A 25046-nucleotide genomic window follows, 5' to 3' on the forward strand; every position below is an offset into this window, starting at 1 on the left:
CAAGGAAAGTCCAGGTGAGCATCAATCTCGATCAGGCGCTGCAGACCTTCATCGTCGAGGCGCGCGACCTGTTGCAGGCCATGGAGCAATCCCTGCTGCAACTGGAAAGCGACCCCGGCGACCAGGATGCCATCGGCGCGGTCTTCCGTGCCGCGCACACCATCAAGGGTTCCGCCGGGCTGTTCGGCCTCACGTCGATCGTGGGGTTCACGCACATCGTCGAAGACGTGCTCGACCGCCTGCGCGAAGGCAGCGTGGCGGTGGACGCGGCCTTGATTGCGCTGCTGCTCAAGTGCGGCGACCACATGCTCGAACTGATCGACGTGGTCGCCTGCCGCGGCGAGGCGCTGACGCCGGCCGCGCTGGCGCGCGACGAGGGCTTGCGCGAGGCGCTGAGCGCCTACCAGCCGTTGCGCACCGCCGATGCCGTACCGGCTGTGCTGGCCGACGACGCGCAGGCCGACGTGCTCTGGCACATTTCCCTGCGTTTCGGCGTGGACGTGTTCCGCAATGGCATGGACCCGCTGTCGTTCCTGCGCTACCTCGAAACGCTGGGGCAGATGGTGCAGGTCACCACCCTGACCGACGCCATCCCCGCCCTGGAACACTGGGACCCGGAAAGCTGCTACCTGGGCTTCGAGATCGACCTGCGCTCGACGGCCAGCCAGGCCACGCTCGTTGAGGTGTTCGACTTCGTGCGCGACGACTGCGACGTGCACATTCGCGCGGTCGACGAAACACCCGACAGCGACGTGGCCACCGGCAACGACCTGGTCGTTGCGCACGCCGAGCAAGATTCGGCGTGCGCCCCGGCCCAGCGCCTGCCGGCCCACAGCGAGGCGAAATCCCGCGACGGCAGCTATGTACGCGTCAACGCCGACAAACTCGACACGCTGATCAACCTGGTCGGCGAACTGGTGATCGCCAGCGCCGGCGCGAGCCTGCTGGCGCGTTCCTGCGACAACGACCCGCTGCAGGAGGCCACCTCGACGGTGTCGGGGCTGGTGGAAGAGATCCTCGACGGCGCCCTGCACCTGCGCATGATCCCCATCGGCGACACGTTCAACCGCTTCCGCCGCGTGGTGCGCGATGTCAGCCAGGAACTGGGCAAAGACATCGAGCTGATCATCAATGGGGCGGAAACCGAGCTGGACAAGACCGTGGTGGAAAAGATCGGCGACCCGCTGATGCACCTGCTGCGCAACGCCATGGACCACGGTATCGAAAGCGCCGAGGCGCGACGGGCGGCGGGCAAGCCGAGCAAGGGCCACCTGAGCCTCAATGCCTATCACGACTCCGGCAGCATCGTCATCGAAATCGCCGACGACGGCGCTGGGCTCAACCGCGAACGCATTCTGGAAAAGGCCCAGGAACGCGGATTGCTGGCCAGCGGTGCGGTGCTCACCGACCAAGAGGTCTACAACCTGATCTTCGAAGCGGGGTTCTCGACCGCCGAGGCCGTCACCAACCTGTCCGGGCGCGGCGTGGGCATGGACGTGGTCAAGCGCAACATCACCTTGTTGCGCGGCACCGTCGACCTCGACAGCCGCCCCGGCCAGGGCACGCTGGTGCGCATTCGCTTGCCGCTGACCCTGGCGATCATCAATGGTTTTCTGGTCGGCATCGACCACTCCACCTACGTGATTCCGCTGGACATGGTCCAGGAATGCCTCGAACTGGACGAACGCCAGCGCCAGTCCAGCCGCGACCAGGGCTATCTGGACCTGCGTGGCGAGGTGCTGCCGCTGGTGGACCTGCGCGAGCACTTCCACCACGCAGGCCCGGCCGCCCGCCGGCAGAACGTGGTGGTGGTGCGCTATGCCGAGCACAAGGCCGGGCTGGTGGTCGACGACCTGCACGGCGAGTTCCAGACCGTGATCAAGCCCTTGGGCAAGCTGTTCGGCGCACTGCGCGGCATCAGTGGCTCGACCATCCTGGGCAGCGGTGCGGTGGCCCTGATCCTCGACGTACCGGCACTGCTCAACCAACTCGTACAACTGGAAGCCCGCACGGCACAGGCGCCTCAGTCGCCGACGCTCTTCGCCCGCTGACGTCTTTGCAATTCCATGGAGGTTCCCCGATGAAATGGTTCTACGATCTTAAAATTTCCACCAAGCTGATCAGCTCGTTCCTCGTGGTCCTGGCACTGACCGGGGCCATGGGCACCTTCGCCATCCTTCAGCTCGGCGCCGTCAACCAAGCCGCCCAGGACATCAAGAGCAACTGGATGCCCTCCATGCGCGCAGCGGCAGGCATGCGCTTTTTCGCCGCCAATTACCGGTTGAAGGAAAACCGCCACATCGGCACCGAGATTGCCGAAGAAAAGGCCCAGGCCGAACGCGAAGCCAGCGAGGCACGCGAGCAGTTCGAAATTCGCATGCAGACCTACGAGCCATTGGTGGCCAGCGACGAGGACCGGCAACTGCTGCTCAGCGTGAGAAGCGCCTGGGACGCCTACCTCGAAAGCAGCAAGCAGGTGCTGGCGCTGTCCCGTCAGAACCAGGACGTGCAGGCGCGCAGCTTGCTCCGCGGGGAGTCCAAAGGGCATTTCGACGAGGTGACCACCCGCCTGCAGAAAATGGTCGAGCTCAACGACGCCGGCGCCACTGCCGCGGGCGACAAGGGCTCGGCGCTGTACGAACGCGCCCGCGTATCGATCATCGCGGTGCTGGTCCTGGCATTGCTGATCGGCCTGGGCCTGGCGCTGTTCATCGCGCGGATCATCTCCCGCCCGCTGCGCCAAGCCGCGAGCGCCGCCGAGCACTTGGCCGAAGGCAACCTCAACGCGCACATCGAGCCGGGTGGCAAGGACGAAACCGGCATGGTGCTCAACGCCATGCGCAACATGGTCGGCAAGCTGGCGCACATCATCGGTGAAGTGCGCAACGCCGCCGACAACCTCGCCAGCGCCTCCGAGCAAGTCAGCGCCACGGCGCAATCGATGAGCCAGGCCACCAGCGAGCAGGCCGCCAGCGTCGAGGAAACCAGCGCGTCGGTGGAGCAGATGAGCGCCAGCATCAACCAGAACACCGACAACGCCAGGGTCACCGACGGCATGGCCAGCAAAGCCGCCAAGGAGGCCACCGAGGGCGGCGAATCGGTGCAGCAGACCGTGGTGGCGATGAAGAAGATCGCTCAGCGCATCAGCATCATCGACGACATCGCCTACCAGACCAATCTGCTCGCGCTCAACGCCGCCATCGAGGCCGCGCGGGCCGGCGAGCACGGCAAGGGCTTCGCCGTGGTGGCCGCCGAAGTGCGCAAGCTGGCCGAACGCAGCCAGGTGGCCGCCCAGGAAATCGGCGAGCTGTCGTCCAGCAGCGTGGACATGGCCGAGACAGCCGGCAAGTTGCTCGACGAAATGGTGCCCTCGATCAACAAGACGTCCGACCTGGTGCAGGAAATCAGCGCGGCGTCCGAAGAGCAGGCCGCCGGTGTCGCGCAGATCAACACGGCCATGACCCAGCTCAACCAGGTGACCCAGCAAAACGCCTCCAGCAGCGAAGAGCTGGCGGCCACCGCCGAAGAAATGAGCAGCCAGGCCGAGCAACTGCAACAGGCCATGAGTTTCTTCGTGCTCGACTCGGCGCCCAAGGCCACCGTTCAAGGCGGCGTGGACGGCCCCGGCAGTACGGCCAACCGGCAACCGCCCCGCGCCAAACCCGTGCCGGCGCGCAAGGCGTTCGCCTACAGCATGGCCAGCGCTCCGGACGAGTCGGATTTCACCCGCTTCTGATCGCACGGTCGAGGCAGCCTACAAGGGAGAGTAGCGACATGGGCGCAGTAATGACGACGCGGCAGGCCGCAGTGGCAGTCGACGAGGACGGGCAGTACCTGACCTTCATGCTGGGCGGCGAAATGTTCGCCCTCGGCATTCTCGGGATCAAGGAAATCATCGAATACGGCAGCCTGACCGTGGTGCCGATGATGCCCGCGTTCGTGCGCGGGGTGATCAACCTGCGCGGCGCCGTGGTGCCGGTGGTGGACCTGTCGGCGCGCTTCGGCCGGGCCCACTCGGCGATCACCCGGCGTTCCTGCGTGATCATCCTCGAAACCCGTACCGAAGACGGCCAGCCCCAGGACATCGGGCTGCTGGTCGACACGGTGTCGGCCGTGCAGGAGATCCCGGCCACGCAGATCGAACCGCCACCGAGCTTCGGCGCGCGCATTCGCGCCGACTTCATCAGCGGCATGGCCAAGGTCGACGGCACGTTCGTCATCGTGCTGGCGGTGGACAAGGTGCTGTCCATCGACGAGATGGCCTGCATCGCCGAGGCCGGCCAGGCGCCGGCCGCCGACCTCGACCCGCGTTGAGGCTCGACCATGCCCAACACCGTTGCCATCGACGACCGCGAATTCGGCCAGTTCCAGAGCTGGCTGTACCGCGCGGCCGGCATCAACCTGTCGCCGGCCAAGAAAGCCCTGGTGGCCGGGCGCCTGTTCAAGCGCCTCAAGCACTATGAGCTGCAGAGCTATGGCGAGTACTTCAAGCTGATCATGCACGACACGCGCAAGGGCGAACTGCAGGTGGCGCTGGATTTGCTGACCACCAACGAAACCTATTTCTTCCGCGAGCCCAAGCACTTCGACTTCCTGCGCCAGCAGGTGTTGCCCCAGGCCGCGCCGGGCCGCACGTTCCGCGTGTGGAGCGCGGCCAGTTCCACCGGCGAGGAGCCCTACAGCCTGGCGATGACCCTGGCCGAAAGCCTCGGCACCACGCCGTGGGAGGTGATCGGCTCGGACATCAGTTCCCAGGTACTGGCCAAGGCGCGCACCGGGCATTACTCGATGGAACGCATCGAGACCTTGCCCAAGCCGCTGCTGGTCAAGTACTGCCTCAAGGGCATCGGGCGTCAGGCGGGCACCGTGCTGATCGACAAGGCCTTGCGCAACCGCGTCAATTTCATCCAGGTCAACCTCAACGAAGCGCTGCCGGCGCTGGGCGAGTTCGAGGTGATCTTCCTGCGCAACGTGATGATCTATTTCGATCAGCCGACCAAGCGCCAGGTGGTCGCGCGCCTGTTGCCGCTGCTTAAAGGAGGCGGTTACCTGATCATCAGCCACTCGGAAAGCCTGCACGGGGTCAACGACACCCTGAAGCTGGTGGCCCCGTCGATCTACCGCAAACCATGAAAAAGCCCATCGGCGCCACCGAAGTGGTCCTGGCCCCCGGGCAAGTCAGTTTCGCCACGCGGCCGACGCGCCTGCGCACCTTGCTCGGCTCCTGCGTGGCGATCACCTTCTGGCATCCGCACCGGCTGATCGGCGGCATGTGCCACTTCATGCTGCCGGGGCGCCTGCGCAAGCAGCAGCCCCTGGACGGCCGCTACGCCGACGAGGCCCTGGAACTGTTGCTGCGCCACGCGCAAGCCAATGGCACGCAAGCCCAGGATTACCAGGTCAAGCTGTTCGGCGGCGGCGAGATGTTCCCCGAACTGCATCGCCGCCTGCCGACGCAAGACGTGGCCCGCCAGAACATCCGCGCCGCGCTGGCCCTGACCGAGCGCCACCATTTGCACCTGACGGCCCAGGACATGGGCAGCACCGGCCACCGCACGATCCTGTTCGACCTGTGGAACGGCAACGTCTGGGTTCGGCACCAACCCATGGGACTCCTTCAAGAAGATGCCTACCAAAAAAATCAGTGTGTTGCTGGTCGATGATTCGGCCGTGGTGCGCCAGGTACTGCAGGCGATTCTCAGCGATACGCCGGACATCCACGTCATGGGCGCCGCGTCCGACCCGCTGTTCGCCATGGACAAGCTCGCCCGGGAATGGCCGGACGTGATCGTGCTCGACGTGGAAATGCCGCGCATGGACGGCATCACCTTTCTCAGGAAGATCATGAGCGAGCGGCCGACGCCGGTGATCATCTGTTCCTCGCTGACCCAGAAGGGCGCGGAAACTTCCCTGCAGGCGCTGTCGGCGGGCGCGGTGGAAATCATCACCAAGCCCTCCACCGGTTTGAAGGGGTTCCTGCTCGAATCGGCGGCCGAATTGGTGGCCGCCGTCCGCGCCGCCGCGAACGCCAACGTCAGGAATCTGGGCAAGCGCAGCGCGAGCCCCGTACCGGCGCCGGCCCCGGCCACCAAGCTCAGTGCCGACGCGATCCTGCCCGCGGGCAACGGCCAGGCCATGGCCCAGACCACCGAGCGTATCGTCGCCATCGGTACGTCCACGGGTGGCACCCAGGCGCTGGAAGCGGTGCTGACGGCGCTGCCGCGGGTGTGCCCAGGGATGGTGATCGTGCAGCACATGCCGGAGAAGTTCACCGCCTCGTTCGCCGAGCGGCTCAACAGCGTCTGTGCGATCGAGGTGCGCGAGGCGCGCAACAATGATCGGATTTTGCCGGGGCTGGCCCTGATCGCCCCCGGCGGCAAGCACTTGATGGTCACCCGTAGCGGCGCGTATTACCACGCGCAGGTGATCGATGGGCCGTTGGTCAATCGGCATCGGCCTTCGGTGGATGTGTTGTTTCGGTCGGTGGCGCGGTTTGCGGGGCGCAATGCGACCGGGATCATCATGACGGGGATGGGGGATGATGGGGCGCGGGGGCTTAAGGAGATGCTTGACGCGGGGGCGGCGACGGTGGCGCAGGATGAGGCGAGTTGTGTGGTGTTCGGGATGCCTAAGGAGGCGATCAAGCTGAATGCGGCGCAGCGGGTTATGGGGTTGGGGGAGATTTATCAGGCGATTTTGTATAAGTGAGGCTGGGGCGCGCATGGCGTCTTTTGATCAGTCCGGATGTAGGACGCAGGGGTAGGGTGGGGCAGCCGGGGGTGTCAGGAATTTTGTGTTCGGGCCTAACATGAGTAAGAGGTGCATGTATGCCAAGCCAAAAAGAAACCCCTGCGCGACCTGCCAAAAAATCCCCAAGGAGCTGCTGGAGCTGTTCGGCGAAGGGATGATAACCGCCGACGCCCTCGAGGACGCGTCGGCTGCATTCGAAAAGGCGCCGATCGAGCGTGTGTTAAAAGCTGATCGCGGTCATCATCTGGGCTATCTGCCGGGCACGCAGCGCCCAGAGGATGAAGCCAATCAGCGTAACGGCAAAAGCGGTAAGGCCGTACTCACTGGGGATGGCCCGCTACGGCTGAACATCCCACGCGACCGGAATGGCAGTTTTTCGCCCATTCTGCTTCCCGAGCATGAGCGCCGTGACACGGCGTTCGACGACAAGATCATTGCCATGTATGCCCGTGAATCACGGTCAGAGAAAGCCGGGCATTTCTCTCTGAACAGTACGCAACAGACGCCTCGCGCGACTTCATCATTTCCATCACCCGCGAGGTCATGGAAATGATCGGTGCATGGCAACAGCGGCCTCTGGAACCGATGTACAAAGCCTCCCGCCCGGCAAACGACTGAGTTTTTTCAACAACGGCAAGATGGACCTATGCACACTAAAACCGCAGTACTGATTCTTGAAGCGCCTTGGGACATCTATGAAGGCGATATCAATCGAAGTTCGGTGGAGCCGTTCTTCCAAGGCTTGGCCAAACAAACCAACGATGTCGATATCCTGCATTCCAGGTTTTACGACGCGAGCAGTTTCAGGTCGGCATTCAAGGTACTGAGCAGTTGCAGGTACAAGAATGCGATCGTTTACGTCGCAGGTCATGGTGACGGTCAACGTGTCAGCGGGGCGAAGATTGTCGACATCATGGCCGAGTGCAACTTGAGCTCGGTCGCTGCCAATATCACGGGTGTCGTCCTGGGTTCATGCTTCTCCGCAGGTACCGTCAAACGCCCGCAGGCGGGCATCATCGACAACTTGGTTCAGGCATCCAACATCGCTTGGGTGGCAGCCTACAACTGTGCAGCGTTCTGGCATGAAAGCACTATTGTCGATCTTTCCATCATCCGTCACATGCTCGGGGCTGACGAGGACGATTTCAGCACCCGTGAAGGGATCAGCGAACTGTTGGCCCGAGGCATCGAATGCTTCAGTCCGCATTTTGCCTTGGGCGACGATGGCAAAGGCGATGATCAATCCCAGCGCGTCAGTCTTCGGGACGGCATCACGTTCTTTTCCCAGCCGCGCGGGCAGGGCAACCGTTCACGCAGTGTGACGGCTGAGGTATGGGCTGAGTGGCAGACCTTGCAGTTGGCCGAGGACGTGAATGAGCGTGAGTAGTATTAGGGCATTGGCGATGCCGCACGCGTGCTACCTGGCGGGCGTGTCGACGCTTGCTGCATGATGACAATCAGCGTGCAGCGTCACCTACCTCTATGCACGCCAAGGACCTTGACCCATGACCCTGCTCGACCGTCATCGCCCCTTCATCGCCGACACCACCGCCCTGGTGATCTTCTTCACCCTGACCGGCGCCCTGAACGAGCATTTCATCGCCGGCATGAGCTGGGACCAGGTCCTGCGCGCCCGCCTGATCGGTGCGGCCCTGATGATCCCAGTTGCCAGGCCTTACGGCCTCTGGCGCGACTTCCTGATGAAGCGTGCCGGCCCTGGCGCTGTGTCGCGGGTGTGCTGGGACAGCCTGGCACTGGTGACCTTTCAGGTGCCGGTCTACGCGGCGATCATCGCGGCGAGTGGGGCTACTGCCGAAGGGTTGATCAAGGGCGTTATCGGTGCTGCGCTGATCATGCTGTTGCTGGGGCGTCCGTACGGGGCGTTTCTCAACTGGGTGCGTGCGTTGTTTGGGTTGCCGCCAGGGGGCAGCAAACCGATGTCGTTGGGCGACTAGCCTTGGGGTCTCTCGTGTCTCCCTTGGGAGCCAAGAGCCCCTAAACCTTTCGATTTAGAGGCTCTGAAAGAGCGTTGAGCTGCTTAGGGCCTGGATCAGGCCTCTTGCGCCGCGCTCGCGTGGCTGCTTTCCAGTGACTCGGTGATCGAGCTCACAACAGCCCTCGCCGCATCCAGCGTGTACTTGGCCAGCCACGCATCATGGGCGCTCATCGCCCGCTCACCCATGGCCGCTGCGTAGATGGACTCATCCAGATTGCTCAAGAGCTCGGACAGGACGCGTGCAGCATTAACGACGGGGACACCCGGCAGCACGGCAAAAAGGGGCTGTGGTTCGAGGGCGCTGGCAGTGGGGCAGAAGCTATGCCCTTTCATAGTCGTGAGGTGAGCCGTTTTCATGCTCGCCTCCACGCGCCAGTAGCACAGATCAAGTCCATAGACTGGTGATCTCGCGGATTGCAGGCGACTGCAGGAGGGGAAGGGTGCGAAGCAATCTTCATCGGTAATCTCCTTGTACTGATGGACCGCCGCCCGCTGCCGCCAAGCAGTTAGGGTGGCGGATTGCACAGGATTGGCGGACCGGCGTACAAGGAAACCGGCGCACCCGAGGGTGCTCCTGCGCAACCCGCCATGACACAGGAAAGCAGACGCAAAAAAAGCGCCGGCAATCGTGATGGGGGCGCTGTTGCGCCTTGTACGTTTCAGGCCGCCAAGCCTGGTCGCTGAGTTTGCAGCGACTGGGGGTAAACATACCTAGGGGAGCGGGGGCTGGCAAGGCTGGGGGGCTGTTTGATTCGTATGGTCTGGCGGCCAGTGCGCAGATCTGCTTTGGTGGGTATCTCCATTGGCGGCCATAGAAGCTGCAATTGGATCACCTGAACCTGCTGATTCTGACGAAGGCTAGTTAAACCCTCAGCAAAGTCCGCAGTACCTCGGACAGGTAGCACTGTGCGGCTAGCGTATACCGGCTGCGGAACATGACGTGATCACACCCTGCCCATCCCCAATTCCGCGTCATCCAGCAGCGCCTTCGCCATCGCGCAAAAATAGTGCGAGGCCCACACCATCTTCGGTTTGTCTTCCATTAGCCCTTCAAAGCTCAGATACCGGGCGTAGTCCAACAACTCTGACGCATGTTCCCTGGCAACCTGGCAAGAAACCCCAGGCTCTATGCGAAAGAGTGGCTGTGCATGATTTCCATCTCGATAAAACGTGGTTCGACCAACCGTAAAAGCAGTATGCGTGGTGCTCATTTCAGATGACCCTCGCAGAGCGAGCGCGCGGGCTCGCTCCATGATTGAAGCAGGTAAGGTATTCAGCTGGTTTCAGGGGCCGTCTCTATGGAGAAGGACGTGATCCAGACGAAGGTCCCTCGAAAATGCGGATCGCCTCGCCAGCTTCGATACCTGCGGCTGTCCCAGTGGCTGATGACACGAGCAGCGGCGACAGATCGCCAGCAGCCAACAACTCAAGCCGACTGTTCGACGAGGCTCTGAAATTCCAAGCGGGGTAATGGACGATCTGCGGAGGATCGGGAACTATCTTCAACATCATCTGTGTTCTCAGTGGGGCAACCACCGCTCCGCTGTCAAACAGAAGGGTGGCAGCTGTGCATGGGTTGACAGACCGGCGAACACAGAAACCGGCGCACGCGAACGTGCCCCATGCACAACCGCCATAAACGGTCATGCCCTGTGTGTCGTTGCGGCCTGTCAAAGCCGGTCGTTGCTGTGAACGACCCAGCGAGGATAGACAAGAGGGAGGGGAGTGCAACGAAAAACAGGGAGGGTGAGTATCTTTGGGAAATTGCCTACAGGGAAGGGGGTTAATCTGATTTGCAGCGTTCGGCAGAAGCTTGATCTCTTCCGATAGAAAAAACCGCCCAGCGGCGTCTTTCTTTGTTTGGATTGCCGGGGTAATTTGAAACAAGTCGGTATCTATTTGTTTTTTCTGGTTAATAATTTATTGGTCAACTTGCTTGGAATACCAGTTGGAACGCTGCGTGGTCTGGATTCCGATGGACGGTGCTTTTTGAGCTCCGCCCCAAAAACGAATCGTGATCGAGTCTATCAAGCAAATGGTCGCGCTGTTGATTGTTGCCCCTGCGCGAACGATGTCCCCACTTGCAGGTACAGGGGCTCCTAGCAAACGATACCGTCAATGACTGCTGTGTTGGCTAAGCCGACTTTCGAAGTATTGCGCAGTCTCTTTGTCGGTGCAGTACAGGTAGCAACCCTTCATCCCGCGTGTCATCAGGGTTCGGTATGTATTTTTGATGATCAGGTCTGTTTCTTTTTTCGCCAGTGTAGGTTGCTCTTTCATCATTTTTTTCCAGCCGCGAATCGATTTATCGTGCCTGTCGCGCTCATCCGGGAATGTCACTACTTTGCCGTCACGGACGACTAGGTCTGGCCCGATGATCACCCCGATGTAGTCGACTTCCAAACCTTGGCAGGTATGAATGCAGCCAACCTGCTCGATGGAGTTCTCAGCGATGATCCATAGGCTGCCATCCTGATCCAGGTTCCACTGGCGTTTGTAGTCACCAATGACGATATCAGCAGCGGCGGGGTCTTTCTTGCTCAACCAAGGCCAACAATAGCCCGCGACCACACGAGCTTTGTTTCCGTGGTTTTTCTCGTTGATTGCTTCATGCATCGCCTGAGGTGAGTCGAACACCTTAAACTCGTACTCTTGAGTCTCAAGCGTCGGATTTGCCGTCGAGCGAATGCCTAGCGTGTCATCCAGCCATGCCAGGTAACCGTCAGAACCACTGCAGCGGAACTGCGAAGACAGCACATGTTCTTCAACCACAGCACCCTTGGCTTTTGCAAAGGTGCGTATCGCCTGCTTGCTGCCGATATCGCTCAAGGTTACACGTTGGTCTTCATCAATAAAGAAAATTGAGCATTTCGCTGAGTCAATCAGCTCCTTGATCTGGTTTTCCCCAAGGTTTCCATAAAGCCCGCTTTTCTCATTCAGCCGGTGAGCTTCGTCCACGATAAGCGCATCGAATGTGTTGGGCTCAGTGTCGATAAATGCCCCAGAGCCTGAAAAGAAATTCGAGAAATGGCTGCGTTTGATGGTGCCAACCAGTTTGCTCTCGTAGACCTTGCGCGGGGCTGCGTTCTTGGAGACGTATTTGCTCATCAGCTTCAATTCGGTGAGCTTGACGAGCAAATTGATAGCCAGAACGGTCTTCCCGGTGCCCGGTCCACCTTCAATGATCATCACCTTGGGTGCTTGATCTGAGGCCTCGCTTGCCGCCGCCAGTGCCGACTCAAAAATTGCTTTCTGATCGTCAATCAATACGAACTCGGGCTTGCCTTTCATCAACCCACCGAGGGCTTCGGCTAGCGCCTTGGACGGGCGAATTTTTCCTTCGGACAGCTCGTAAAGAACCTCTTTGTTGTCGCCATGACTTATATGCTTTCTCAGAAAGCTTCTGAGTTTACTGAGCTCTTCCGGGCCTTTCAGAAACAGCGGAGCCTTGCTGATGTGGGGCTCGTAGTGAGCCGAATCTATGATGCCGTCGCTGACGTAGTTATGGAGGTAGGCACACGGACGGATTTCGATGCTTTTGTCATATACCGCCTCGTTGAAGCCTTCCAACAGCGCTGCATATGACCATACCTGATAGGACGGGTGAATGGTCTCAATGAGGCCGCCACCCAATGCCGTTTTGACGATGGCATCCTTGGTTGTGGCGTTGGCCTTACTCCATTGCTTCAGTTCGATCAGTACGGCCTTTTTTGCCTGGTTTTCGTCGCGACCGGTGAGTAGAAAGTCGATTCGCTTCGACGACTGCGGAATGTGCAATTCAATGGCCAGGCCTGCGTCGCTCGGCAGGCCCTCATCTCTAAGGACCTTGGCCATGTACGTTAGGGATCCTTGCCACGACCTGATTTCCGATGTGCCAACGTTCTTGCCGGTAGCTTCCTTGTAATGCCTGAGGATCACCTCCTCAATGTCATCGTTATCGTTGTCTATAAGAAATTGCTGTTTGGTCGCAGCGTAAACGATCACGGGTTGTCCTTAGATGCGTGTTGGTCAGAGTCGGTCGTACTTTTTGCTGTTGCTTCTGGCTTTATTCACGGGGTACTTCTTGCCATTGGAGGCGAGTTTCCGTGTCACCGCTTCGTTGAGGTCAATGCCGAGTACGCTGCTCAGGCGAACCAAGTACATCAGTACGTCCGCCAGTTCATCCTTGACGGCTTGGCCGATTTCGGGATCTGTTGCGGCGGAGATCGAATCGGCATCGCTCATCCATTGGAAAATCTCGCACAGCTCTCCAACCTCGCCAGTGAGAGCCAGGATGAGATTTTTGGGAGAGTGGAACTGCTGCCAGTCGCGATCATCTGCGAAACGCTGAAGGGATGCGGCGAGCTTCACTACGTCAACCAATGGCGCTGATGAGCTGTCTGAGTCACTCACGGGGCTATCTCTTGGGTATCAGTGAAGGGGCTAAAAAGGTGTAGGAAATCCGGCCTTGGATTGTAAGGGTTTTCGCTGTCTGAGCAGATTTTTTGTGTTTTTTCTCTCACGCGCGGTCTGCCGGCGGAATTCCTTGTCGGCGTTCTTGCTTTGAGCGTGGCGAAGTGTGCCGCCAACAGACAAATCTTTGCCTGTCGGTAGGCGTAGTTCAGTTGGCCGCGACAACGATATTGCCCACCGACCAGCGGCCTTTCCTTCACCCTGATCGTTTGTTGCAGATAGAGCAGCAGCGCTTTCCTGTGGGGCTGACACTGTCCAATTGCCGCCTGTGTGCTAAGCGGATGTGGAGTGCGTTCTCCTAGTGTTGCAACACAACCTTTGCATGTTGTATTCGCTCAACCAGCCTTGCGAGGTCGGTAGGCTCCAATTGTGGGGCGGCGACGCAGGTGACAACCTGCGCCGTTTCTGGCCTTACATGTGGCGCCACAGAAGTGACTGTCGCTGCTACACAGGGTAATTCCGTTGATGACTGATGTGGCGCTTGGTGGCCGAGCTAGGTTTCTTACGGGCTTTCCCTAGCCATTCACCTCCATCTCCCCGCAGATTCAGCCGCTTGTTGGGGGTGATGATAAAACGCTACCATGAGGATTCTTGTGGTGTTCCCGTTTTGGGAATTTATGCGATTGACACGCGTTCGAAAGGGATTTATATTGATCCCAAATTGGGAACATTATTATGCATCTGGTTGGTAAGGACATACTCGATAGGCTGAGAGGGCGCGGACCAGAAATTGACACGTGGGTCAGCGCATGGGTCGCTGAAATTATCCATGCGGTGTGGACGCAAGAATCTGATCTATTTGATCAATTTCCCTCGGCAAGAGAGCGGAAGACCGGTGTTTTTATTTTCGAAGTGAATTTAGCAAAGTGCTGGTTAGAGGTGAAAATTGTGTTTCCTCAAAAAATAGCTCTCATAACCGCGCTATTAGGTGCAGAAGAAATTGATGGACACTAAGGTCATAAGAACAGAAGAGCAGCATCGAGCTTATCTGAGTGAAGTGGATAGGTTGATGTCAATGATGCCTAAACCTGGCTCTTCAGAAAGTAATCGCCTTGAGGTCCTGATTCTTCTTATTGAAAATTATGAGAGTAAAAAACATCCGATCGATGCCCCCGACCCAATCGATGCAATTCTGTTTAGGATGCACGAGAGGAATTTAAAGCAAGCAGATCTAATTCCTTACTTTGGCACTAGAAGTCGAGTTTCAGAAGTTCTGGGCCGCAAACGCCCGCTGACTGTTCCTATGATAAAAGCTCTTTCAGTCGGATTGGGGATTTCGGCAGAGACTTTACTTGGATTGTCCCATACAGAAGAAAAAAAATCGACGGACGAAGTTGACTGGTCTCGATTCCCAGTGAAAGAAATGGTCGCTAGAGGATGGATTGATAAAGCTATAGGTAAAGCTTCAAAAACTACTGAAGAAACGCTTCGGGAGTTCGTGTCTCTTATAGGGTGGCAGTTCGGCGAGGCTGCATTCAGGCGTACGCCATTGGGTGATGCTTACTCACCGACTACGAAATATTCTCTGTATGTATGGCTTCTCAGGGTTATTCAACGCGCTAGAGAGTGTAGCCATCTTTTAGGTACATTTGACCAAAGTAAGCTGTCGAATTCATTTTTGAAGGATTTGGCCCAGTTAAGTTGGTTTGAAAATGGGCCTCTCCTTGCTATCGAGTTTCTTAAGAAACATGGTATAGCAGTGATAATTGAGCCGCATCTGAAGGGTACCATGCTAGATGGTGCCGCATTGAAAGATGTAGACGGAACTCCCGTGATAGGCTTGACATTAAGACACGACCGATTAGATAACTTTTGGTTTACGTTGCTTCACGAAGTTGCGCATATATGGAAGCATATTGGAAATGAAGAGGCTTTTCTGGATGATTTAGATGCTTCTTCAGAAGATAGAAGAGAGGCGGAAGCAAATCGAATAGCAAGAGAGGCCTGTATTCCTAGGGTAACTTGGAAGCGCTCTGCCGCCTACTTGGACCCCAGCAGGGAAAATATAGATAAGTTATCCAGAGAGTTAAAGATACATCCTGCGATCATCGCAGGCAGAATCCAGCGAGAGAAAGAAAACTACCAGTTGTTTTCTGATTTGTTGGGGCGTGGTGAAGTTAGAAAACTACTTTATAATCATTTTAATGGTGAGTTATGAAACTTATTTACGTCCCAATTTTGAAAGCAAAACCCGGTGAGCTCATTGCTCTTGGCGAGCTAAAAAAGTTTGCAGCGGAAAAAATTGTACCTTGGTTCGATATTTCACCAGTCAACGATGACAAGCTTGAAAAGCTTAGCGGTCAGCTGTTTCCTCCAATCGAATCCTACTTGAGCGGTATTGCTGCGGAGATCTCCACTGTTTGGAAAGATCGCCAAATTTTTTTAGATATGCCGAAGTGGTCTACCGATGCTCAAACAGAGGGTGGAGAGCATGTGATTCCATTTCTACGGAATCAGTTGGAGTCATTTCGTGTTACAGCTAATCTAGTAGTTGATTATGTTCGATGGGATGATCCTGTATACGTTAATGCGCTTCGTGGAGCTCGGCTAGCCTCAGCGTGTGATTTTGTTCTGCGCCTTGTTATGGATTCAGACACGGTGGAGGAACTCTCTGAGGAAGAATTCGTATTAGAACGTCTGAACGAGATAACTGATACTTTGGATCTTGATCCGTTCCTTGTCATGGTTATGATCGATTTTGGAGACGTATCCTCTCAAAAGCACACTGTACCTGACATCATATCTAAGTCGGAAAAAGCAATAGCCTTGTTAAAAAGAGCTGGATTTAATGATTTTAGGGTGGCGGGCTGTTCACTTCCTGCTTTTATTTCTTCCGCGATTAAAGACCAAAATAGCACTGGCTTAGTTCTTAGGAAAGAGATGTCCGCATGGAGATCTCTGATTGTGCAACCTGGATTTGAGTCGCTAGGTTTTAGCGATTATGGCATCCGCGGACCTAATTCTAAAGAAACAGGTGGGCCATCAAATGCGAACGGAAAAATTCGCTATACAATTGAGAAGGAGATATTCATCGCTAGAGGTTACCCTTTGACAGAGGGGCTCAAAGGTGCTCAGCATCAGGAGCTTGCAAGGTTAGTTATTGCATCAGGGCACTGGGCTACAGAAAAGTTCAGTTGGGGGGACAATGAGATTCTTCGTTGTAGCCAGGGTGAGTTTTCGGGGACGTCTTCAGATTGGATCTCTATTGACACCAACCACCATATACACTCGGTTGTGCATGAAGTAATAGAATATAAAGAACTTGTTGCTGCAAAGCATGCAAGGCAGCCTGTATGAGGCTGCTATTTTAATTCGTTTCTAATTGACCATTTCGACGATTAGCAGAGGGTGCATGTTAGAATTTTTCATGCATGAAATATTTTTAGTCATTTAGGTTTCGTGTTTTAGCCATTGACTGATATGGTTTGTGCAGGGTAGGTGTGCGTGCGATATGTAGCGATCTCAATTAGTCTGTAACTAATAAAATAAACTTGAATGATTGTAAATTTCTGAGTTATGAAAAATGGGATTACTTGCAAGTAAGTATCGTGCGCTGCAACCTACCTTCGAGTATCTGACAGATAAAGTTGTGCTTGCTCAAGCCTGGAAAAAGGCACATCAGTATATCCGCTCGACTAATTGGTATGCTGACAACTTTGAACTCGATAGGTCGGCACTAGATCTGGATGAACGTCTCAATCATTGGCTCGCAGACTTAAAGAGCCCGGGCTTTTCTTTCAACGAATTACGGCTAGTGCCTGCACCTAAAGCCGAACGCTGGACTTTTGTTAAAGCTCAGGATCTAAATATATTAGATATGGGTGTGCTCGGTTGGGCTTTTGACGCATCTGAAGCCCCTACTCATAAATGGTGTCCTGAGGCAAAAACTCCGAAGCCACTTAGACCTTTAGCCCATGTTTCCATTCGTGACCAAAGCTTATTGATGGCGCTCATGATGTGCTTGGTCAATAAGGTTGAGTCTAGTCAAGGAAATGCGGCTACACCTCTGAATGAGGTCCATCAGAAAAAAATAGTAAATTATGGTAATCGCCTCTATTGTCAATTTAAGGACTCTGATGCGACATTCGCATGGGGTAACAGTACGAGTTATAGTAAGTACTTTTCGGATTACCAAAAATTTCTTGCCAGACCTTTATATTTTGGAGCGGAGGCGCTGCAGCAGAAGCTCAAGGGTCAACACGTCTTCGAAGTTCATTTAGATATAGCTAAATTCTACGATAATATAGATCGTAACAAGTTGGCATCTGCTATTAGAGCCTTGTGTGATAATAATCTGGATCCGATCGTTGAGAAGTTGCTAGCAAGCTTCGTTAATTGGAAGTGGGACGCAACTAGTCCAGCTATTTATGAAGCAGTATGCAAAAGTGATCAAGAAAATATTCCAAGTGGAATCCCACAGGGCTTGGTTGTGGGTGGTTTTCTAGCCAATATTTATCTTTTGAAGTTTGATGAGATAGCTCAGGCTCTAATAGGTCAGGATCTTTCGAATAATATCCGTCTTGTAGATTATTGTCGCTATGTCGACGATATGAGGCTGATTGTTTTAGTAGATGACGGAGTTCGTTCGGAAGAAATCAGGTCTGTAATTGATGAAAAGATTGGTTGCCATCTTCTAGCGCTTGGCCTGAAATTTAATCATGATAAGACTAAAATAGAAAAATTTGTATATAAGCGTGCTGGGATTTCTACGAAGCTTAAGGATATTCAAAGTAAGGTCAGCGGCCCGCTATCTGCCACGGAGGTGGATGAGCAATTAGGTCATCTGGAGGGATTGATTGGTCTGGCAGATAGTCTGCGAGACTCCCAAACTGATCAGGATAACACCAACCCGCTTGCAATTATCGAAGCGCCTAGTAATGATGTTCGTGATGACACGCTGCTACGATTTTCAGCTAATAAGATTCATGCTTTGCTGAAACAAAAGCGAAGTTTTTTTTCGCAAGAACTAGATGAGAATGGTAACCCTAAACCAGGAGCCTGGGATTATCTACAAGAAAGGATGGCTCGAAAATTTATTTCATGTTGGAGTAAAGATCCATCTTTAACTCTTTTGTTGAAAAAAGGGTTAGAGCTTTTTCCAGATAAACGAATCCTGAAACCTATATTGGGCCAGCTAACGTCGGTCGCCCAGCGTGAGGCCGAACTCCAACAGCAGCAAGTTGCTCAATATTGCTTGGGGGAGATTTTTCGTCACGCGGCAACAGTAATGCATACAAAAGAAAAATGGACTTTTCCAGCACATGCTGACACAAATGATTTTTTTGAGCACCTGCAAAATCTAGCGGTAAAAATTATTTCTTCATCGTCTACGCATAAAAATCTTCTTGATCAGGCAATGTTCTATTGCTTAGTTAGGAATGACTCGCCTTTAGATCAAGATACGAATAGCGATGACTTTAATGTCATTACAAAGATGATGAAAGGCTATCGTAATATTTCAGCAAAAATGAGTGCTACCGATTTTATAGCAAATGCACTTCTCTCCTATCAGTTGTCGCGCGATAAGGGCTTGGTCGTTCGTGCTGTCAGTTGTTTGCTAGAAAAGTCTTTTGCAAAGGTTTTTCCTCTGCCTGCCGGCGGTCTATATAGAGTTGATGTACTAAGCTTCTGCAAAAAAATAGCTGTTGAGTCACCAGAATTTTTGTTTGCTTTAGCTGATTATGCGAAAAATAATGATTGCGGTTGGATATCTGAATGTAAGGGTGTTATGGAAAAAGCCGGCCTATTTCAGTTAGCAATTACCGGCGACCTTAACCGTTTTAATGGAAAGCCTATTTCTCTACTTGGGGTTGTCAAAAGGCCTGATAATCCTTTTGCGCATGAGAATGCCGCTCTTGCTTTGTTGCTGGCGTTGATGAGTGGTGGTGACTTCGATTGTAATTTGGATTCTTTAACTGAGAATTCGTTGGATCTTCCTGCTAATATTGATCTGGGTAATTGTACGATAACATGTTCAAATTGGGGTAAGATTCAATCGTTGGATGTTCGATTCAGTATCGTGATCGGCTTCGATGAGGATCCGATATTTCCTTTGCCGGAATGGATTGAGGAAAATCACAAGCCTCTATACAGGTTAGGCATCTTCCTTCGTAGTTGCCTAATCGGCAATCTAGACTGGTCTTCAATGACTCCAGCTGACTCAAGTCAGGCTCGATATATAGGTTTGAGATCGAGTTTTGTGAAGCGTCAGTTAGGCATGATGCACTCTCCTGAAGCGTTGAATGGTGAGACGGCACCTATGTCTAACTGGATTTCCAGTCTTCTGTTTGCTTTATTGCAATGGCCGGGAACCAATTTGCATGAGGGAAATTATGAATGGCCAAAAGTTTGGGATATTAAAGCTCTTCAGAAATTAACAATTGAGCGCTTAGAGTATCAGAAAAAACTATTCTGTAAGATGACAGGTATTCCTGCATATGTAGAAAAGTTCAGCTTTGACTGGCAAAAAGACAAGAAGTCGCTAAAAGTTGTTATGGTCCAATCTTTGTTGCCATTGAAGGGCGACTTTCAAGAGCATGGGCTTATGCTGGATACACCTAAATATAGGTCCAGACATCGTAGGCATATAGCTTCTGTTGCTGAGCTAATTTTACACAAGGCTCATAGTCAGCGTAGCATCGATGACCTGAACTACAAAGATAGTAGTATAGATCTTATAATTTGGCCGGAGTTATCAGTTAGTGAGCAAGATGCTGATATTTTGCACCAGCTCGCGAATAAGACTGGGGCAATTATTTTTACAGGTTTAACTTTTATAAAACTCCATGGTGTGGAGGGTCCCAATAATGTAGCCAAATGGCTCATACCTCAAAAGCTTTCGGCGGGTAAGAAGTTTATAAGTAGGCTTCAGGGTAAGTTTAATATGATGAAGGACGAAGTTGGTAAGGTGAAACCTTGGCGTCCTTATCAGTTGCTAATTGAGTTAGTGCACCCAGCCTTTCCGAAGGATAAAGGATTCACGCTCTCAGGGTCAGTATGCTATGACGCTACTGACATAAAGATTAGTGCTGACTTGAAAGATAAATCAGATGCATACTTGGTCGTTGCATTGAATCAAGATGTGACCACATTTGATTCAATGGTGGATGCCTTGTATTATCACATGTACCAGCATGTTGCACTGGTTAATACTGGTGAATTTGGCGGTTCGGTTGCTAAAGCACCATATAAAGAACGATATGACAAACTTATAACTCATGTTCATGGTTCTCACCAAGTATCAATATCATCCTTTGAAATTAATATGTTTGATTTTCGCAGTATTGGCTCTAGTTATAGATCTGGTAAAAAGTTAAAAACTAAGCCTGCTGGGTGACTTGGTCTGTCATGGAATATTCTTAAAAGCGTTTTGTTTTTCAAGACGCTTGATTGTTAATTTGATAGTGATTTTATAGTAATTCCAAGTGGCTTCGCATCGGTCACTTCTTTTGTTTGCTAGAAACCAAGCAATATGTTTGCGTCTCCAGGTCCATGGATTGTCTCGACTCCACCGCTCAGCGATTGCTGTTTGAATTGTCTTCGCCTGACAAATGTGGCGTTGGCGCGTGGAGTAAGACCCGGTCAAGACGCTTACCAGGAATAGCTCCATGTCGAATGGCTTACTCATGCGCGCCCTCCTATGTAGGCAGCTACCACATCGACCCGACCGTGCCCCAGCTCATGGCTAATCTGTCTCCGGGCGTCATGATCAAGGCTCTTATTTACCCGGTAACATTGGCCGCCATTGATAGGCGCGCGGTATTGGGTTATTTGTTCATAGCGCTCACATGCGTATGCCGCTCGTAGCTCATGGAAGCCTTTGAGGTCGTGTACATGCAGGATGTCGCGCGCAGGGCGGATGATCTCTTGCAGAAGACTCAGGTAGCTTTCGTGTGGCGCAATCAGGTTGCGGCTACCCGTAGGCGACACTTGTCGTGCAAACCCAAGTGCGTCTCGGACATGGTCGTCCACCGCGATCCAGCGTGGTGCCGAGGCTCCGGCGCGGCCGCCTTTAGTTCCGTCCTGGATGTTGATCTTGCCAATGTCTCGCGCCTCACGACTTAATCGTGGCAGGTCAGCCAAGATGGCCTCACGCAAGCGCATACCGGTGGCTCGCGCCAACAAAACGATCGCAGCGACCCGTAGCTGATGTTGGCGGCAAAGCGCATCGACGATCTGCTTAACCTGTTCGCGGTCTTGGACCTGAGGCACCGACAGGCGAACTCCGGTGCGCTGCATATCCAACGCCTTACTCGGGCTTGGCAATTTCACGCACTGATCACCGCGAAGCGCCGCCATGGTCCTGTTAACGCTGGATAGCCGGTTTTGTGCGGTGCTGACGGCGAGGTCACCGCGCCTAACCACGTCACGCAGATACGCCGCGTAGTCGGCTAACACTTTGCGATCAATCTGCCGCGCATCATTGATGCCAGGCCCCTGTTCGGAGCGGCACCACCTCACGAATGCCAACCATCGATCACTGTGCGCCTTGACCGTGCCGTAGTGGCCACCGCCGAACATGTCTTTCAGTGCCTGAGGCCCGGCGTAACTCAATTGCCTGCCGTAGCCGAAATTACGACCATCGCGTCTACCCACCAATGTCATGTCGGTCACCTCATCTCTTGCTCTCCAGTCCTCGCCCCACGTCATCCCGCCAAGAATGTTGAGTGTTATCAGGGATCAAGGCCCCTGCGACCTGTGAGGGTTGTCCACTAACGCGGGACTGGCGGCTCTTTACGACCGAGAGCTTGGGCATCTCATGATCTGGCCTCCTGAACACCGTTACCGGTGGGCGGGTGGAGGCTGCACTGGCTGACGAGACCAGCGCCGCGAGATCCTGAGTCAGGTGAAGGCAGTGATGCGATGACCGGGGCATGCCTGACTGTCAGTCAGGTGCAGTCCATTCCGTAGGCTGCGGCACCATCATCTGCATCGCTGTTGCTGGTGACTTCGGTGTTTGTCACGCCGATTGTCACGAGGGGGAATGCCGCAAAGCCTTGTACGAGTTGGGCTGCAGCAGCGGTAGGAGCGCCCGTCTCTTTCCAGAAGAAAGAGACGGGCGCAGGTTGGCGCAAGATTCGGCCAAGCGGATAGGTTGCTGCAGGGCAGCGAAGTAGGAAGTGTCGTCTGGCGCACGAGGGCCATGATCTGAAGTAGGCATCCATCACCGTGGAGGTGACCGGGCGAGCTGCCGGACGCTAATCGCCTTATGGGGGGGGAACCACCGCGGGAGCGGCGTGACCCTCAAGGTTCGGGCCACCTGGGTTGCTGTCATCGACAGCGCTTGCACGGCCAGTTCTACGCCTGTGGATAAACCGGGTCAAGGTTCTAAATTCAGCGCCAATTTGGACTTGAAGAACGGTTATCCATTTGTGGAATTCCGTGGTAAATCCTGGACAACGTGGTCGATTTTAGCTCTTCAAAGTAAGGTCCATCCAAACAGGGCGGCTTTGCAGCCCTGTTTGGATGGACCCGCGCTGAGAAGCAGATAAGCGAGGCTGGTTGCCCCGAATTTTGGATGCTCAGTTGTTACCGCAATTCTTGCGCCTGCACAGTGCTAACGAATCGGCACCACATTCTTGTCTATGATTTGACCGTAGGCTGAGGCAAGCAGGCTGCCGGTGGCGGCTTTCTGGATGTACTCACTTCACCAGGCCATCATCGGGCGCCGGCGCTCGATGTAGTCGGCTCGGTTGTAGGCGCTACGCACCTCATCGTTATCGACGTGCGCCAGTGCGACCTCGATGAGTTCCGGGTCCCAGTCATGTTCACTCAAGATAGTACTGGCTATCGAGCGCATGCCGTGGCTGACCAAGCGATCCTGGAAGCCAATGCGTTTCAACGCCATGTTGGCCGTTTGGCTATTGGCGTGGGTACGTGGATTTCTGTCTGCCGGGAAGACGTATTCGCGATGGCCGCTGTGAGTTTTCAGTGACTCCAGCAGTGCGACAGCGTGATCACTCAACGGGATGCTGTGTGGACGGCGCTTCTTCATCCGCTCCGGTGGGATAGTCCAGACACGCCTTTCAAAGTCGATGTCCGCCCAGCGGGTAGTCGCCGCCTCGGCGGGGCGAGTCATCGTGTGCAACTGCCATTCGATCAGGCAGCGGGTGGTGCGTTTGATGCTGGCATTCGCGATCTCCAGCATGAGCTCGGGGAGCTCTTCGGGCGGGAGCGCAGCCATGTTTTCTTTCTTGGGCTTCTTGAATACTGCCCTGATACCGCTGAGCGGGTTGGCGAAGATCAGGCCCGAGTTGACGCCGTAGGTCATGATCTCGTTTAGCCGCTGGCTAAGATGCTTGACCGTCTCCAGGCTGTCTTTAGCTTCGATTGGACGAAGCAATGCGATCACCATCGGCGCGGTGATTTTCGTGAGTGGTGTCGTCTTCAAATCGGGGAACACGTGCAGCGTGAGCGACCGCCAAATGTCTTCGGCGTAGGCCGGGGTCACCGAGTCTTTCTTGAGCTCGAACCAGGCGGTGGCCACGTTCTCGAAGGTGTATTCCGTTTCTGCGCGTTTGGCTTCATTCAACGTATTGCGCTGTACCTTCGGATCGATGCCTTGGGCGAGCAACTCGCGCGCCTCGACTGCCTTCGTTCGTGCGTTCGCCAATGACAGTTCGGGGTAGGTCCCAAAGCCGATGTTGATGCGCTTCTTGGTCCCCGGTTCGCGGGAGTTGAAATCCACAGCAACGAGCCGTCGCTGCGTACGCGGAGCTGCAAGCCATCACCGTCCGTGAGGACATAATCCTTGGACGCGGGTTTGACTCCCTTGAGCTATCGATCGGAGAGGCGGACGTTTTGAGCAGGCATGAGATTGTCCTCAGGCACTGATTCGGTATTCCAAAGTATTAGCACCGGGTGGACTGGAATACCGTCTGGAATACCCGAACGGCTGGAACTCAAAAACCCTCAAAAGACCGGAAAAGCGCTGGAAGCCACGTATTTACTGGTTTGCAGGCACAAAAAAAGACGTCCGTGGACGTCTTTTTTTGATCATTTGGTGGAGCCGGGGGGATTTGAACCCCCGTCCGCCAGTACTCCGCTGTCGGTACTACATGCTTAGCCATCTCAATTGAGTTAATCCGCAGCCGCCCGAGTGGCAGGGTGCTTTGGACGAGTTGGGTAAGTTTTAGGCGCTTTGCCCCCAACGTGCTCCGCGACGATCCTGTTCTATATGACAATCACTTCGGGTTTACAGGCATCCCCTAGTGATTGCTGGAGCCGAAGCTACCAGAAGCAATGGATCAAGAGGACCGCATTAAGCGGCCAGCTTGTACTCCACGCCGTAGTTTTCGTCATTGGCAACTATAGAAAGTTGCAACAGTGGATTTACGAGTTCTGTTACCAACTCGGCATGCACCTAGAGTTTCGCGACCGGCGTCGAATCCTAATCGGCCCCACACTCAGCTCTAGCTGACCGCACCTTTCGATGCGAAGGCGCAGTGTACGCCTTTGTGCGGGCGACGTCGAATTTTCGTCGCTTCGCCCGCTCGGCCCACTTAGGCGCCGCCGCCACTACCGCTGGCGCTGCCGCTGCCTTTCTCGGTCTTGTTCAGTTCGCTCAGGACCTTGGTGGAGATGGTGACGCATTTTTCTTTGTCGCCATTGGACTCGGCCATTTTGGCTTCGTCGACCTGTTTGCCGATGGCCATTTTCTGGCCTTCTGGCGCGGTGGTCATGGTGGCCAGGGTGTCGTCGATTTTTTGCAGGTTGCCAGCACAGAGGTCTTCAGCGGCGAACACTGGCGAGGCCAGCAGGGTCGCTGCTGCGAACAGGGCCGAAAGCGCGGTACCTTTCATGGACGTCTCCTTATGAGGCCTCCGAAATGTGGGCCTATTGCATGGAC

The 25046-nt window shown here is 54.8% G+C and carries 19 protein-coding genes, 1 other RNA gene and 2 pseudogenes; 13 read left to right on the forward strand and 9 right to left on the reverse strand.

Going from position 1 to position 25046, the window contains the following annotated elements; translation table 11 throughout:
* Positions 1 to 14 precede the first annotated feature (14 nt).
* The 9 genes and pseudogenes from SJI00_RS16370 to alaE all read left to right on the forward strand — a co-directional run bounded on the left by SJI00_RS16370 (position 15) and on the right by alaE (position 8705).
* Entirely contained in the window at positions 15 to 2051 is a 2037-nt protein-coding gene (locus tag SJI00_RS16370; protein WP_322462754.1) for a chemotaxis protein CheA, read from the forward strand.
* 29 nt (positions 2052 to 2080) lie between these two features.
* Positions 2081 to 3736: a methyl-accepting chemotaxis protein gene (locus tag SJI00_RS16375; protein ID WP_322462755.1), complete on the forward strand. Its 1656-nt coding sequence runs from the start codon at positions 2081 to 2083 to the stop codon at positions 3734 to 3736.
* A 38-nt stretch (positions 3737 to 3774) separates the two neighbouring features.
* A complete protein-coding gene (locus SJI00_RS16380) occupies positions 3775 to 4314 on the forward strand; it encodes a chemotaxis protein CheW (RefSeq protein WP_322462756.1) in 540 nt (179 codons plus the stop codon).
* A gap of 9 nt (positions 4315 to 4323) precedes the next feature.
* Positions 4324 to 5133: a CheR family methyltransferase gene (locus SJI00_RS16385; RefSeq protein ID WP_322462757.1), complete on the forward strand. Its 810-nt coding sequence runs from the start codon at positions 4324 to 4326 to the stop codon at positions 5131 to 5133.
* Positions 5130 to 5663, forward strand: a complete 534-nt coding sequence (cheD, locus tag SJI00_RS16390; RefSeq protein ID WP_322462758.1) for a chemoreceptor glutamine deamidase CheD — start codon at positions 5130 to 5132, stop codon at positions 5661 to 5663. Before SJI00_RS16385 ends, cheD begins: the two co-directional genes overlap by 4 nt.
* Complete coding sequence (locus tag SJI00_RS16395) at positions 5626 to 6708, forward strand: protein-glutamate methylesterase/protein-glutamine glutaminase (RefSeq protein WP_322462759.1); 1083 nt, start codon at positions 5626 to 5628, stop codon at positions 6706 to 6708. The genes cheD and SJI00_RS16395 overlap by 38 nt, the downstream gene beginning before the upstream one ends.
* Before the next feature lie 115 nt (positions 6709 to 6823).
* A pseudogene (locus tag SJI00_RS16400) lies at positions 6824 to 7341 on the forward strand (transposase); the annotation flags it as partial.
* 55 nt (positions 7342 to 7396) lie between these two features.
* Positions 7397 to 8137, forward strand: coding sequence for a hypothetical protein (locus SJI00_RS16405; RefSeq protein ID WP_322462760.1), 741 nt, complete (start codon positions 7397 to 7399; stop codon positions 8135 to 8137).
* Positions 8138 to 8255: 118 nt separating this feature from the next.
* The gene (alaE, locus tag SJI00_RS16410; RefSeq protein ID WP_322462761.1) at positions 8256 to 8705 is read left to right on the forward strand and encodes an L-alanine exporter AlaE; all 450 of its coding nucleotides are present in this window, start codon (positions 8256 to 8258) and stop codon (positions 8703 to 8705) included.
* A 95-nt stretch (positions 8706 to 8800) separates the two neighbouring features.
* Here alaE and SJI00_RS16415 read toward each other — a convergent pair whose 3' ends face one another.
* The 4 genes from SJI00_RS16415 to SJI00_RS16430 all read right to left on the reverse strand — a co-directional run bounded on the left by SJI00_RS16415 (position 8801) and on the right by SJI00_RS16430 (position 13138).
* Positions 8801 to 9103, reverse strand: a complete 303-nt coding sequence (locus SJI00_RS16415; protein WP_322462762.1) for a hypothetical protein — start codon at positions 9101 to 9103, stop codon at positions 8801 to 8803.
* Positions 9104 to 9690: 587 nt separating this feature from the next.
* A complete protein-coding gene (locus SJI00_RS16420; RefSeq protein ID WP_322462763.1) occupies positions 9691 to 9957 on the reverse strand; it encodes a DUF3077 domain-containing protein in 267 nt (88 codons plus the stop codon).
* Positions 9958 to 10861: 904 nt separating this feature from the next.
* A complete protein-coding gene (locus tag SJI00_RS16425; protein ID WP_322462764.1) occupies positions 10862 to 12730 on the reverse strand; it encodes a DUF2075 domain-containing protein in 1869 nt (622 codons plus the stop codon).
* A 24-nt stretch (positions 12731 to 12754) separates the two neighbouring features.
* Entirely contained in the window at positions 12755 to 13138 is a 384-nt protein-coding gene (locus tag SJI00_RS16430) for a nucleotide pyrophosphohydrolase (protein WP_322462765.1), read from the reverse strand.
* 735 nt (positions 13139 to 13873) lie between these two features.
* Here SJI00_RS16430 and SJI00_RS16435 point away from each other — a divergent pair.
* From SJI00_RS16435 to SJI00_RS16450, 4 genes are all read left to right on the forward strand, one after another.
* Complete coding sequence (locus SJI00_RS16435) at positions 13874 to 14152, forward strand: hypothetical protein (protein ID WP_322462766.1); 279 nt, start codon at positions 13874 to 13876, stop codon at positions 14150 to 14152.
* A complete protein-coding gene (locus SJI00_RS16440) occupies positions 14142 to 15356 on the forward strand; it encodes an ImmA/IrrE family metallo-endopeptidase (RefSeq protein WP_322462767.1) in 1215 nt (404 codons plus the stop codon). Before SJI00_RS16435 ends, SJI00_RS16440 begins: the two co-directional genes overlap by 11 nt.
* Positions 15353 to 16495, forward strand: a complete 1143-nt coding sequence (locus SJI00_RS16445) for a beta family protein (protein ID WP_322462768.1) — start codon at positions 15353 to 15355, stop codon at positions 16493 to 16495. Before SJI00_RS16440 ends, SJI00_RS16445 begins: the two co-directional genes overlap by 4 nt.
* 226 nt (positions 16496 to 16721) lie before the next feature.
* Positions 16722 to 20534: an RNA-directed DNA polymerase gene (locus tag SJI00_RS16450; protein WP_322462769.1), complete on the forward strand. Its 3813-nt coding sequence runs from the start codon at positions 16722 to 16724 to the stop codon at positions 20532 to 20534.
* 9 nt (positions 20535 to 20543) lie between these two features.
* On the opposite strand, the gene SJI00_RS16455 is transcribed toward SJI00_RS16450, so the two are convergent.
* The 5 genes and pseudogenes from SJI00_RS16455 to SJI00_RS16475 form a co-directional block, all read right to left on the reverse strand.
* Positions 20544 to 20825 (reverse strand): hypothetical protein, encoded by a 282-nt coding sequence (locus tag SJI00_RS16455; RefSeq protein WP_322462770.1) that lies wholly within the window; start codon positions 20823 to 20825, stop codon positions 20544 to 20546.
* Positions 20822 to 21802, reverse strand: coding sequence for an integrase domain-containing protein (locus SJI00_RS16460; RefSeq protein ID WP_322462822.1), 981 nt, complete (start codon positions 21800 to 21802; stop codon positions 20822 to 20824). Before SJI00_RS16460 ends, SJI00_RS16455 begins: the two co-directional genes overlap by 4 nt.
* A 952-nt stretch (positions 21803 to 22754) precedes the next feature.
* A pseudogene (locus tag SJI00_RS16465) lies at positions 22755 to 24010 on the reverse strand (integrase domain-containing protein).
* A 188-nt stretch (positions 24011 to 24198) separates the two neighbouring features.
* Positions 24199 to 24599: a transfer-messenger RNA gene (gene ssrA / locus SJI00_RS16470) on the reverse strand.
* 100 nt (positions 24600 to 24699) lie between these two features.
* Positions 24700 to 24999: a PA2433 domain-containing protein gene (locus tag SJI00_RS16475; protein WP_322462771.1), complete on the reverse strand. Its 300-nt coding sequence runs from the start codon at positions 24997 to 24999 to the stop codon at positions 24700 to 24702.
* Positions 25000 to 25046 lie beyond the last annotated feature (47 nt).

Origin of the sequence: Pseudomonas gebzensis (assembly GCF_034427815.1) — a bacterium.
GTDB lineage: Bacteria > Pseudomonadota > Gammaproteobacteria > Pseudomonadales > Pseudomonadaceae > Aquipseudomonas.

Bases quoted from the DNA above. Each gene is read 5' to 3' on its own strand.
- SJI00_RS16375 (WP_322462755.1), top strand. From the start codon at position 2,081: ATGAAATGGTTCTACGATCTTAAAATTTCCACCAAGCTGATCAGCTCG.
- SJI00_RS16380 (WP_322462756.1), top strand. From the start codon at position 3,775: ATGGGCGCAGTAATGACGACGCGGCAGGCCGCAGTGGCAGTCGACGAG.
- SJI00_RS16385 (WP_322462757.1), top strand. From the start codon at position 4,324: ATGCCCAACACCGTTGCCATCGACGACCGCGAATTCGGCCAGTTCCAG.
- cheD (WP_322462758.1), top strand. From the start codon at position 5,130: ATGAAAAAGCCCATCGGCGCCACCGAAGTGGTCCTGGCCCCCGGGCAA.
- SJI00_RS16395 (WP_322462759.1), top strand. From the start codon at position 5,626: ATGCCTACCAAAAAAATCAGTGTGTTGCTGGTCGATGATTCGGCCGTG.
- SJI00_RS16405 (WP_322462760.1), top strand. From the start codon at position 7,397: ATGCACACTAAAACCGCAGTACTGATTCTTGAAGCGCCTTGGGACATC.
- alaE (WP_322462761.1), top strand. From the start codon at position 8,256: ATGACCCTGCTCGACCGTCATCGCCCCTTCATCGCCGACACCACCGCC.
- SJI00_RS16415 (WP_322462762.1), bottom strand. From the start codon at position 9,103: ATGAAAACGGCTCACCTCACGACTATGAAAGGGCATAGCTTCTGCCCC.
- SJI00_RS16420 (WP_322462763.1), bottom strand. From the start codon at position 9,957: ATGAGCACCACGCATACTGCTTTTACGGTTGGTCGAACCACGTTTTAT.
- SJI00_RS16435 (WP_322462766.1), top strand. From the start codon at position 13,874: ATGCATCTGGTTGGTAAGGACATACTCGATAGGCTGAGAGGGCGCGGA.
- SJI00_RS16440 (WP_322462767.1), top strand. From the start codon at position 14,142: ATGGACACTAAGGTCATAAGAACAGAAGAGCAGCATCGAGCTTATCTG.
- SJI00_RS16445 (WP_322462768.1), top strand. From the start codon at position 15,353: ATGAAACTTATTTACGTCCCAATTTTGAAAGCAAAACCCGGTGAGCTC.
- SJI00_RS16450 (WP_322462769.1), top strand. From the start codon at position 16,722: ATGGGATTACTTGCAAGTAAGTATCGTGCGCTGCAACCTACCTTCGAG.
- SJI00_RS16455 (WP_322462770.1), bottom strand. From the start codon at position 20,825: ATGAGTAAGCCATTCGACATGGAGCTATTCCTGGTAAGCGTCTTGACC.
- SJI00_RS16460 (WP_322462822.1), bottom strand. From the start codon at position 21,802: ATGACATTGGTGGGTAGACGCGATGGTCGTAATTTCGGCTACGGCAGG.
- SJI00_RS16475 (WP_322462771.1), bottom strand. From the start codon at position 24,999: ATGAAAGGTACCGCGCTTTCGGCCCTGTTCGCAGCAGCGACCCTGCTG.